At 45.2% G+C, this 12,711-nt stretch carries 6 protein-coding genes; 2 read left to right on the forward strand and 4 right to left on the reverse strand.

Annotation, left to right across the window (positions count from 1 at the left end):
- The first annotated feature begins 40 nt into the window (after positions 1-40).
- Together yjjX and yjjG are read left to right on the forward strand one after the other, a co-directional pair.
- A complete protein-coding gene (yjjX, locus tag QNM16_RS21220; protein WP_284022270.1) occupies positions 41-574 on the forward strand; it encodes an inosine/xanthosine triphosphatase in 534 nt (177 codons plus the stop codon).
- Positions 571-1,245: a pyrimidine 5'-nucleotidase gene (gene yjjG, locus QNM16_RS21225; RefSeq protein WP_284022271.1), complete on the forward strand. Its 675-nt coding sequence runs from the start codon at positions 571-573 to the stop codon at positions 1,243-1,245. The genes yjjX and yjjG overlap by 4 nt, the downstream gene beginning before the upstream one ends.
- Positions 1,246-1,261: 16 nt before the next feature.
- Here the strand turns inward: yjjG and rlmB are convergent, their stop codons facing one another.
- The 4 genes from rlmB to QNM16_RS21245 all read right to left on the reverse strand — a co-directional run.
- Positions 1,262-1,999, reverse strand: coding sequence for a 23S rRNA (guanosine(2251)-2'-O)-methyltransferase RlmB (gene rlmB, locus QNM16_RS21230; protein WP_284022272.1), 738 nt, complete (start codon positions 1,997-1,999; stop codon positions 1,262-1,264).
- Positions 2,000-2,001: 2 nt separating this feature from the next.
- On the reverse strand, positions 2,002-4,494 hold the full coding sequence (gene rnr, locus QNM16_RS21235; RefSeq protein WP_284022273.1) for a ribonuclease R: 2,493 nt from the start codon (positions 4,492-4,494) through the stop codon (positions 2,002-2,004).
- Positions 4,495-4,653: 159 nt separating this feature from the next.
- Positions 4,654-8,730: an OmpA family protein gene (locus QNM16_RS21240; protein WP_284022274.1), complete on the reverse strand. Its 4,077-nt coding sequence runs from the start codon at positions 8,728-8,730 to the stop codon at positions 4,654-4,656.
- Positions 8,723-12,711, reverse strand: a 3,989-nt coding sequence (locus QNM16_RS21245) for an SdrD B-like domain-containing protein (protein WP_284022275.1), incomplete at its 5' end; no start/stop codon positions are given. The genes QNM16_RS21240 and QNM16_RS21245, both read right to left, overlap by 8 nt.

Raw genomic sequence — 12,711 nt, forward strand, 5'->3', positions numbered from 1 at the left:
TCAGTAAACTAGCTATTCAAAATTGAGGGATATGAAATAAATGATGCTCAAAATACTTGTTGGTTCTAAAAACCCAGTCAAAATTAATGCCGCAAAAACGATTTTTCAGCAATACTTTCCAGAAGCAGAAATTATTTGCGAAGGGCACCATGCACCTAGTGGTGTACCAGACCAACCGCTTGGCGAATTAGATACGCGTTTAGGCGCTCAAAATCGGGTTGATTATCTTAAAGCACAGTATGATGCAGATTATTACTGCGCGATGGAAGGCGGTGCCGCTAGGTTTGACTATGGCGCAGCCACATTTGCATTTGTCGTCATTGCAGATAAGCAACAAACCAGTATCAGCAGAAGTTGTAACCTCCCCCTTCCCGACAAAATATATTCAGCTTTAGAGCAAGGTGAAGAGCTCGGACATGTTATGGATCGCGTATTCAACACCACCAATATAAAACAAAAAGGTGGCGCAATAGGCCTGCTTACGAATAACCTTGCCACCAGAGAAAGTTCATATACACAAGCACTCACGTTAGCCATGGCACCGTTTATTCATTCAGAGTTATATAGTTCATGAAGTACTCACATATCATTTTTGATGCCGATGAAACGCTATTTCATTTTGATGCTTTTCTTGGTCTGCAAACCTTATTCAAACAACATGGTGTCACGTTCGACCGACAAGACTACGATGAATATCAAACCCTCAATGCACCGCTTTGGGTGCAGTATCAAGATGGAAAAATTGATGCACAAACACTGCAAGTGACGCGCTTCAATGCATGGGCTTCCAAATTATCTGTTTCGCCAGAGTCTTTGAACCTAGGCTTTTTAAACGCCATGGCGGATATATGCACCCCTTTGCCGGGCGCACAGTCACTGCTGTCAGCGCTCAACCCAACTGTCTCACTGAATATCATCACCAATGGATTTACTGCGCTACAAGAAAAGCGCTTACATAAAACAGGGTTCAAACACTTTTTTGATCATGTCGTGATTTCTGAGCAAGTGGGCGTCGCTAAACCGGATCCTCAAGTCTTTGAGCACACATTAGCGCTGTTAGATAACCCAAGCAAAGAGCGGGTTTTGATGGTGGGAGATACACCCAAGAGTGACATTTTAGGTGCTAATCGATTCGGTATTGATAGTTGCTGGTTACAGCATGATGGACAAACCTGCCCAGAGGATATAACGCCAACTTATCAAGTCAGTCATTTATCAGAATTAGAGGCGCTACTGGTGAAGTAGCCCCTCCAAGTAATGCTTACAAACTGCGTTGGCGCAGTACTTCAAACAAGCAAACACCGGTCGCAACCGACACATTCAAGCTCGATACGGTACCAACCATCGGGATTTTTACCAATAAATCACAGTGCTCTCTGGTTAGGCGGCGCATACCATCGCCCTCAGCGCCCATCACAATCGCGATTGGGCCTTTTAAATCTGAAGTGAAAACCTCACTGTCAGTTTCACCAGCCGTACCCACAACCCAAACACCCGCTTCTTTAATGTCACGTAGCGTTCTGGCTAGGTTAGTCACTTGAATAAGAGGTACTGTCTCCGCGGCACCACACGCAACTTTACGCGCTGTACCATTGAGTTTCGCAGACTTATCTTTTGGCACAATCACCGCGTGTACACCTGCAGCATCAGCACTACGTAAGCAAGCACCTAAGTTGTGCGGATCAGTCACACCATCTAGCACCAAGAAAAATGGCGCAGCGTTAGCATCGATGATCCCTTGTAGGTCATTTTCATTCAATGTACGCGGCGCTTTTACATTGGCAATAAGGCCTTGGTGTTGCTCGCCTTTCGCCTTATTATCTAGCGCTTTTCGCTGCATAAACTGCACCGAGATACCAAATTTACGTGCTTCATTAACCACGGCACTCAAGCGCTTATCATCGCGTCCTTTTAGTGCGTAAATCTCCAAAAAGCGCTCTGGCTCTTTGGCTAAAATGGCTTCAATAGAGTGAAAGCCAAAAATTAATTCATTACTCAAAACTATGCTCCAGCACTATTTTTTTGTCTCTTGCGGGCATTTTTACCCGGCCTTTTTGCCTTGGTGGCTTTTTTTCCTGTACTCTTTTTAGCGGTTTTTTTATTTCCTGATGCGCCCGCTTTTTTGCCTTTTTTCAACACCCCTTTCGGGGTTGTTTTTTTGCGCTTTTTGGCTTTTTTAGCGCTTTTTTCTGACGAGTCATCTTGCTTATCTGACTTACCATTTGGGATCTTGCCTGCCTTCAGCTGAGCACGAACGCTACTTTTGGCAGCATCACCACTCGGCTTTGACTTTTTACGGCGTCGCGCGTAGCGATCTGGTTCAGCTTCATCTGCCAGCACCAAATTGATGCGTCGCTCATCCAAGCTCACTGATGCCACAACAACGCTTAGCTTGTCCCCTAAACGATAAACCGTTTTGCTATGCTCACCCACTAAACAGTGCTTTGCACCATCAAAATGGAAATACTCATGGCCTAAATTGCTCACATGGATCATGCCGTCAATTTGCAACTCATCAAGGCGAACAAATAAACCAAAGTTCGTGACTGACGAAATAACACCTGAGAACTCACTGCCAACATGGTCTTGCATAAACTCACATTTGAGCCAATCAGCAACTTCACGTGTTGCATCATCAGCGCGACGTTCAGTCATAGAGCACTGCTCACCTAACTGATCAGCTTCATCAGCATCATATACATAAGCACCAGATACGGTTTGCCCCTGCGCCGCTAAAATGCCTTTGATTGCACGGTGCACCACCAAGTCAGGGTAACGCCTGATCGGTGAAGTAAAGTGTGCATACGCTTTCAATGCCAATCCGTAGTGGCCGATATTGTCTGGTTGATACACCGCTTGCTTCATAGAGCGCAATAACATGGTTTGGATCAGCTCAGTTTCAGGACGCTGGCCCAATGATGCAAGTGCTTCTGTCAGCTCAAGTGGAGTCGGCTCATGACCAATTGGGCTCTCTATGCCCAAATCATTTAAAAACTGTCTAAAGTGACTCAATTTTTCAGGATCTGGCTCATCGTGAACACGGTACAAACTACTCGCGTCGTGCTTTTCAAGTAGCCTCGCCGCAGAGACATTGGCCAAGATCATGCACTCTTCGATCAGTTTATGTGCATCGTTTCGAACCACAGGCACAATTGATTCAATCTTACGATATGCATTAAATACAAAACGCGTTTCCAGCGTTTCAAACTCAATCGCACCACGGGTTTGACGCGCCGACTTCAGCGCCATATACATATTATGTAGTTCAGTTAGATGCTCAGTGACATCTGCATACTCTTCACGCAGTTTTTCATCACCTTGTAAAATCGCATGTACCTTTGTATACGTAAGACGCGCATGAGAATTCATCACGGCTTCGTAAAAACGGTATCCAGACAATTTTCCAGCTTCTGAAACTGTCATCTCAGCGACCATACATAGTCTGTCCACTTTTGGATTCAGTGAACATAAGCCGTTAGATAATACCTTAGGTAACATGGGTACTACTTGCTCTGGGAAATACACTGAGTTACCGCGCTCAATCGCTTCTTTATCTAACGGGCTATTTTTTTCAACGTAGTGAGAGACATCAGCAATGGCTACCCAAAGTCGCCAACCACCTGAACGCTTACGCTCACAATGCACGGCATCATCAAAGTCTCGCGCATCTTCACCATCAATGGTCAATAATGGTAGATTACGAAGATCAATACGCCCTTGCTTGTCTTTCTCAGCAACAAACTCACCGTGTTTGCTGACTTGATCTTCAACTGCTTGAGGCCACACATGCGGAATATCATGGTTGCGCAATGCAACTTCTATTTCCATGCCCGGCGCCATATGATCGCCAATGACATCCGTAACTTTACCAACAGCATTCATTTGCTTGCTTGGGCGTTGAGTAATTTCAACCTGCACCATTTGGTTATGGCGAGCCCCTTTTTCACCGCCCGGCAAAATTACAATATCTTGAGTTAAACGCGGATCTTCAGGCACAACCACCGCCATACCGTGCTCAACAAAATAACGTCCTATGATAGGGGCACGTTCAGACTCCAGTACACGCACGATACGCGCTTCAACTTTACCGCCAGAGCCGCGGCTTGCCGCCTTGGCCAATACCCAATCTCCGTGTAATACGCGATCCATTTGATGTTTGGTAATGAACCAATCCTTTTTCTCACCTTCGACTTCCAAAAAGCCAAATCCATCGCGATGACCAATGACCTTGCCTTTCACCAAGCCATCATCACAAGGGATAACGTAGCATTTGAATTTATTAAAATGCAGCTGCCCATCGCGCTCCATAGCACGAAGACGGCGCTTAAAGGCAATTTGGCGCTCTTCTTCAAACACATTAAGTGCTTGGCACAATTGGCTAAAGCTGGTCTTTTTACTACTGACTTTAATCTTTTCCAGTATAAATTCACGGCTTGGAACTGGATTATCGTATTTTTCTTGTTCTCGAGAGAGATAGGGGTCCTGCTTTGACATGCATAAACTGTGTAAAGGAGTTATAGCTATATTCTAACGCAAAACATACTAATGGCCTAACCAAACAATTTAAGGCAACTATAATTTAATAATCAGAGATGAGTTCCAACAAGCCATCTTAATGCCAAGTTGGAACTCTGGGAGAGTTAAGTGCACTGCCTAGAACTTACCAACAAGGTTGATAAACCACCCTTTTGAGTCGTAGTCTAGGTCCGTTAAATCATCAGAGAAGTCAGTAAAGTTATAGCCAACACCGATTTTCATATGCTCTCCCACATGGCGATGTAGCGCAAATAGGGCGCCCGATCGGCGGTCTTCTGCTAAGCCAACACTCAAAGAGCGCCACTCAAGGGTTGCATCCCATTGATGCATCAAATGGTAGTCAGCACGCAATACGCCAAGTGTTGCCTCAGAATCAAACCATTGACCTGTGTCACGCCCCATTCTCAGCTCACCTTGTCTCTGCGCCAGTTTAGTACCGATACGCCAGCGCGGTGTCAGCTGATAATTTACGTCTAATGCCCACACGCGGCTTCGCTGCTGTGGCGTGTTATCGAGACCAATGCCACTCAATTGTGATGCAGGCGCTAAATCTTCAAGATATGTAAAGCTTGCCATACCGGACCAAGGGCTCGCTTCAATCGGTCGATATGCCACACCAAATTGTGCTTCAGTGAAGTCACTGTTGAGCGCGCCCGCAGGCGCGCTGTCAGATAAGGAACTGTCACTTTGCGCCCAGTCGATGCGCAGCTGTGCTCGCCAATCATCAGTTAATTTTGCATGAATGTTTTGTCTTGCCAGCCAAGACGTTCTAGTCTCCGTACTATTGCTATCTTCTCGGTACTCGAGAGCACTGCGCCACTGCCATTTATCGGTTTGATAGCCAAGCGATAAGGTGGTGACATCACGGTCTATTAAATCATTATCACTTTCAAGCTCACCTTGTTCAAAACCAAGGCCCGCTTGCCAACCAACTAAAAAGTCATGTTCAATGCCATAGGCATGGGTTAAACCCGTTTGTCGACTATCTTGTTGCCAGATCTGCTCTGCGTAGACGCTGGTTGAAGAATTAAATCTATGTCTTGAGCCTGTTACCCAGTTTTTTTGCTTGCCGGTCGAAAATAGCTCTCCCCCATCAGGGTCGACACGATATTCAACATAAGCATTGCTGCCCGCTTTATATTGCCAATCAACCCCGAGTTTACCCGCTTCACCGAGGTTGCCATGAGATACCTCAGAATTGACAGCCAGTGTGTCTGTCAATTGCACTTCAGTGCCGATACCAACACGGTTATTTGCTAGTCGGCTTTGCTCTCTTGCAAGCGTGCCTTGAATATAAACATAAGGCTGCCACTTTTCACTGCCGTCGTAATCAAGCTGTACTATTGCATCAACACGTTCACCATCATCAAGTTGACGGGCTTGAGACTGCTCATTTTGCTCTGTAAGGTTTTCTTTATTGTCTTGACGCACAGCACTGCTAATTTGCCAATCGTCATTTAGTTGATACACATACCCTAATTCAGCCGCCTGCCTGCGTTGTTGCTGCTCTGCTTTTTGTTCATCCACTTTGAGCTGAATGGCATGATCGTCTTCAATTTGCCATTGCCAAAATGTGCCAACTGCATGGCTATCAACTTGGCTTATTTGGCCTGTCGAGTTAAACCCGGATTCAAGTTGTTGCCAATAAAATTGGCCATGCCCCTGTTCATCCAGACCAAGATCAGAAAACTCAAATGCAGCTTCAATTCTATGCCCATCAGCTACTTGGCCCATTTCACTCGACTGTTGCTGGTCAAACTCAATACCACCAGTAAACGAGTTCAATGTATTGCCAATACCTTCTGTTTGGGCGACCTCAACCTTGATGTATGCAGTATCACTTTTACGGTATGTAGCATCTAACGCAATCAATTGATCGTTAAACAGGTCTTGTTCTTGATGATTCAGCGTAGTACCCACTTGAATAGTATCGCTCAGCCAATGACTCAAACGTGCACCATACGTCAAATTGTCTAAACCGTTTATCCCCGGTGTATACTCATATTGCGCCACTAAATAAACAGGGTTGCTATCTAAACTTGCGGTACGCACCAATAAGTCGTCTTGCTGGAATGAAGACAAGGGTCTATTAAGTAACACTCGCCCTTGTAGTGCATCAATATCATAGTCTTGACCAGCAACTAGGCTGCGCCTGACTAACACTAAACCCGTAATTTTATCACGTACCTCAACAGCTACCTGTTCAGATCCCTGCACTATATCTTGATGTTGAAGATAATACAGAGAGCCGCCTGTGGAGCGGTGGGACTCATACGCGCCTAGCGTTTCCGCCTCTGCTGCATAGAAATGAGCTTGGGATTGATTGTCACCGGCAGCAGTCAGCTCATCTGTGATGTATTGCAATTGCAAACCATATAAGCCTCGTTCAACACGTGCCAACTCAGTATCATTGAACGACGTATTAAAGTTACCCCATAATACGTGAGACTGAGACTTCTCGACTTTTAGATACACCTTACCATTGGTTGGTGCATCATCAATCACGGTCGAGTCATCGCCATATTCTGTCGGGTGCTGCTCTTCTTCAAGACGTCGAAATAAGCTTTTTGGATCTTTCTCATGTAAGCCAGAGAGTAACTTATTCAGCCCTTGTTCCTGCGTATCTATCCGCGCGGTAACCTTGTATTCATCTTGCCATTTCCCCGTGATATAACCACTTAATCGGCCTTCGGCAAACACATTGCCGTCTTTGTTGTGATCAGCACTGAGTAATTCAACTGGACCATTATGGCTGTTTTGACCTAAGGTTAAATCGGCCATTGCCACATAAAACCAATCACTCTTTGGCAATGCTAAATCCCGATGGATTAAGCGTCCTTCCCCTTGCTCATTTAAAACGGCAACTTCCGCGCGATGAAAACCACTACGAACAATTTCTTGATGTACAAATTTACGCTCACGATTTACAGCTACCACACGGCCTAAGAAGTACACACGATGATTACTCGGTACTTGCTCACCATATAAAGTCAGTGCACCGCCTGAGATTTTGATATTTTGCTTAGCAAGCGTCGACTTGCCGTAACCTGTCATTAGATATCCATCAAGCTTGTTGGCATCTACCGCATAGCGAGGTTTGAAATCAGCCTGAGCAAGGCTTGTTTCATCAAAGCGGCCTTGCTTATTGTAAACTCTTAAGCGGTATTTCAAGCTCATGCCCAGCATATTGCTCGGTAATCGCCAGCGGCCTGTTAATCCTTCATCTAACGCCACCTTCGCCAGCACTTTGTCACTGTGTGGGGCGAGGATCTGCACTTCTGCGTAATCAAAAAAGCTCTGGTAATTACTATAACCTTTTAGATGTAGCATCAAGGTATTACCAGATTTAGCCAGTGCGTGCTGCACGTTCAATTTCGGCAATACATTCAAAGGGTCATATTTTAATTGCAGCTCAAAGCGCTCTAAATTGATATCAGCACAGCGTTGACTATCGGCATTATTGGTTGCATCTTCATCCATAAAGGCTTCACCATCTATGGTGATATTCAGCGGCCCTTGATGAGATGTACTGTTGCCGCATAACTTATGACGCTGCGGCGGAGCTATAACCTGTGTATCTTTGACCTTGCGCGTTTCTGTGTAAACAGCAATGACTTCGACTCGGCGGTTTCTAGCCATTCCGGCCAATGTCGCATTACTTGCTACCGGCTCGCGATTAGATCGACCTTCGGTTGTTGTCGCAGAGGGGGCAAGATTAAGCTGCTGACGAAAATAATCCGATACAATATTAGCTCTATGCTCAGACAGACCCTGATTGGTTTTATAAATCTTACGCGCATTGGCGCTCAGACCTTGTGAATCTGCGTGGCCGATAAAGTGCAATTTAATATCTTGCTTGCCTTGCAAAAAGCCAATAATACGGTCCATTTCAAGCTTCGTAGTGCCCGTTAAATAATGCTTACCAGAAACAAAACGGATCGCAGAGTCTTTCACGAATTGAGCGGACTTATCATTTTTAACCGTGCGCTCTATTGCGACGGTTTTTGCCTTAGGCTCATCCAATCCACTAAAAACAAAATGCTTTTGCACTATCACCCGTTCAGTATTACTTGCCGCAGACGCCACTTTGCTATCATTAACAGCGTCGATAAAGGCATAGCTCATTGAAGGTGCAGAAGCATACGCTGCTGCACACAATAACGAAATTTTACTTAGCAAGAATCGATTAGTCATCGCTTCCTCCTAACTGCTGGTGGGCTGGTAAAGCTGGAATAAAAAATGGGATCATTTCCGTTTCAATAGTGATTGGAAGCTCACGCTCTGCTACTTGTGTTTGGAGCCATTCAAGTAACAATTGAGATTTGCGCTCCGCTTCTGTGGTTTGCTCTAATTCAGATTGTTGATACGCGATGCGGATCACTGTCGGTGTTTTATCTAGTGCATCCATTAGCTGCGTTAGACGAGACAAGTACTCAGGCATAACTGACTCACCATCAAATAACTCAGCGGTGATCTCAATGCGCGCTACTTTATGGATACTGGCTGCAAAGTCAAGTTGTTGTGATTTACCACGTGTTAAACGCACCACTCGTGGATTTTCACTCACCACACGATAACCTGAAGGTAAGCTGCGCTCGTCTAGTTTAACAATAAAGTTACCACCGCGAATTGCATGTGGAATGTCTGCACATGCAAGATGATAGCGACCATGCTGATCCGTAGTGATCCAAAGACCTTGCGCCGTAGCAAGACGAATGGCTGGTAGCCCTGGCTCTCCCTGATCTTGCATGCCGTTACGGTTGTGATCATCAAAGACTTTACCCAACAGATCGCTACAATCGAAAATAGGATCTGGCACAACTCTCACCGCAGCTTCGCCGATATTTGAGATACGGTTACCCACACCGTTTTGGTACAAGCCCCCGACAAACTCTACCCAAGCTTGGTTAATGTATTTGCCTTCACTGACACCGGCACCGACAACCACGATCAATTCGATCATCATCGACTGCTCTGGTTGTAAGGCGCTCACATGCCAACGTAATTGTCTGCCTTGCTGCTCTGGTTCAATCGCTTGACCATCGACTTTAGCGCTACCAGCAACATATTTCAGACCAGCTGGCAGTTGATCAATAAGACCCAGAGGTGAAAGCACCATATCTGACTGGTTGGTCACCTTAATGCGATAAGGCACCAGCTCACCAATCACAACGTCTTGTTTAAGCGCTTGCTTGCTCACATGAACAAGATCGTCGCCAAAGGCATCTAACGGAATATGGTTATTTACGACGTTGCCTGATGGTAATTTAGGCTCAATATAAAAGCTCTGATAGTACTGTGTTGTATGCATATCTTGCAGTGCTTGATCCGAGTGGCTAGCGCACTGGGTTGCGACATGCTCAGGTGCATTAAGCGTTGGCACAGTTTCTTCAGCAAAAATGGTAATTGGTAATTCTCGAGCACCCACTCTGAGTGTATTAGCACATACAGGTAGACGCTTCGAACCACCACTTTGATACCCGTTTGGTTCCGTTACATGTAACTCATATACCCCAGCAGGCGCTTGTGCAAAGAGTAAAAACTGATAGTAACCATCATCGCTGGTGGTTTGCTCTACATTCGCCGAACCACCTACTAGGTGCAGATCAGGCTCAAAACCATCTGGGCCAGTGATCTTAATTTTTGCACCCTCAATTGGCTTCCTCAGTTCTGAGTCATAAATCACGCCAGATGGATCGACAGGTAATGACTGATTCTCAACCTGTTCGCCCGCACTCACTCGTAGATTTAAGATAGTCCCTTTTTCAGTACTCGCCTCTGGATCGTCAGAGACTGGAAGACCATAAATTACACCACCTTGAGGGTGTCTAAAGCGCACTTCATACGTACCCACAGGTAAACCATGGAAAGTATATTGGCCGTTAGCATCTGATTCGATCGTTGCCAATGGCTCTGCATCTAGCGGATTGCCTTCCCCAGTCATGGGATCCGGTAACAGCTCAACGATCCAACCGCTTTGTCCATTACTATCATCTTTTTCACGGTTGTGGTTTTTATCTAACCATACCAAGCCGGAAATACTGGCCGGATCCATTAACTGCTCACCGAAGTTATATGAATGTGCCTTTGTGACGTGTCGCTCGATGTGGATCGCAGAGATCAAATCATCACCAAGCACGCCGCCAATACTACCTACACTATCAAGACCATCTTGTGTATTTTCAGGTTGGTACTCAGTTACAGTAAATCCATCCACACCACTGAGTGGCAGATCTTCAAACTCATATCGTCCATAAGCATCAGTTAAAATATCACGGCTAACAGGCTGCCCATCCAGATCTGCACCGGTAATGGTCAATCTAACATCACGTAAACCCAACTCATATGTGTCTTGTACACCATCATCGTTCAAATCAATATACACTCGACCAGCAAGATCGCTGCCGCGCTCTGCAAAATTATATCCTGTTGCATGCTGATCTAAGGCAATTGAAATGCCCGAGAATTGATCTTCTCCAACTGCTCCGCCCGCATTACCTAGCTGCTCTTTACCATCTAACCAAGCATCTGGTTGTTGTTGGGTGATTTGATACGTACCTGGATATAAATAATCGAAGATATATTCGCCTTGTTCGTCAGAAACTACGGCGCGCTCTACTTCAATGCCGTCTAGTGTGGAGCCTGTTAAATTGACTTGAACGCCACCAATACGCAGTGCTTCACCTTCATCTAATAAGCCATTTTCATCTGCATCAACCCAAACTTCGCCAGAAATAGAAGCAGTTGGTAGCTCAGCAAAATCATAATTTGCATACTGTTTAATTTCTAAGATGGTACCAACAAAAATACTATCCGTGCCTTTGGTACTCGCAATCACGGCGCCATTGGCTGACTCTTGGCCATCTAAATAAGCATCTGGTTGTACAACCTGTGTCAAGGTATAACCTTGCTCATTACTTGGCGGCAATTCAGTAAAAGAGTAAACCCCCTGCTCATTGGTCAGCGCAGTCAGCTCAACACGATAACCTTGATAATCCACACCTGTGAGTTGAATTTCACTCTCTGCGATCATCAACTCTGATAGTTCTTGCACAGTGCCCTGTGGGAATAAGCCAGAGTCCGTCTTATCAATAAAGACACGGCCACTGATTGCAATACCGAAGCCTTCAGTGAAGTTTAGCTTTGCTAGCTCACCACCTTGAGCAAGTACCAACTTGTCTATGACATCTCGTTGATCCGAATCATCAACTCGGGTCCCATCTTGATAGTCAAAACCATCGGCATAATGCTCAGGTTGTATTTGGGTGAGCTGATAGCCCTGTTCATTACTTTGCGGTAATTGTGTAAACTCAAATCGACCATCTTCAGCAGTAATCGCTTCATAAGCAATGTCATTACCTAAATGAGTTGTACCTGTTAGCTTAATTACTGTATTCGCAATAGCATCATCGCCGTTGCCCAATAGACCATCAGAATTTCTGTCTACAAACACAGCACCGGAAATTCGACCCATATATAGCTCAGCAAAATGCAAATTTTCAGCCTGATCGCTAGTCGACAATAAAACCACAAATGCATCATTTGTATCTGTTGAAGTTATAACTCCATCGCGCGATTCAAGGCCGTCACTAAACTCAACTGGCTGAACTTGCGTTACCGTATAACCTTGTTCATCACTTTCAATCAGATTATCAAACGAGAACAAACCAGCTTGATCTGTTTGAGTTTGGATAGATATAGGCTCACCAAATGCCGAAGTACCATTCAATGTCACTATGACACCAGCCAACCCTGTTTCCTCTGTATCAAACAAGCCACTGTTATTTGAATCAATGAATACTTTACCCGATATTTTCGCGTCAGAATAAATCTGCTCTGTAAAGATAAGATCTGCCACTGCTTGCTCAGCTAATACCAGTTTGATCTCACTGTTTGAACCAAATTGATCTGGGGTTGCACCTTGGTAATCTTGACCTTCAAGGTAATCTGTTGTGCCTTGCGTGATGATGTAACCCGCCGCATCAGACTTGCGCAGACCAGCAAAGTTGAATGCACCGTTTGCATCCGTTGTGGTGTTTAGGCTCACCTCTTCGCCGTAAAGATCCTGACCCGTTAGCGTGATCGCAATGCCAGCAAGTGCAAAGTCATTGCCGTTATTTGTGCCATCTTGATTAATGTCCACAAACACGCGACCTGAGATAGATTTGTCACCCG

The sequence above is a fragment of the Pseudoalteromonas umbrosa genome, from assembly GCF_030125375.1.
Taxonomy (GTDB): Bacteria; Pseudomonadota; Gammaproteobacteria; order Enterobacterales; family Alteromonadaceae; genus Pseudoalteromonas; species Pseudoalteromonas umbrosa.

Excerpts from the sequence above, each read along its gene's own strand:
- yjjX (WP_284022270.1), top strand. The coding sequence starts at position 41 with ATGATGCTCAAAATACTTGTTGGTTCTAAAAACCCAGTCAAAATTAAT.
- yjjG (WP_284022271.1), top strand. The coding sequence starts at position 571 with ATGAAGTACTCACATATCATTTTTGATGCCGATGAAACGCTATTTCAT.
- rnr (WP_284022273.1), bottom strand. The coding sequence starts at position 4,494 with ATGTCAAAGCAGGACCCCTATCTCTCTCGAGAACAAGAAAAATACGAT.
- QNM16_RS21240 (WP_284022274.1), bottom strand. The coding sequence starts at position 8,730 with ATGACTAATCGATTCTTGCTAAGTAAAATTTCGTTATTGTGTGCAGCA.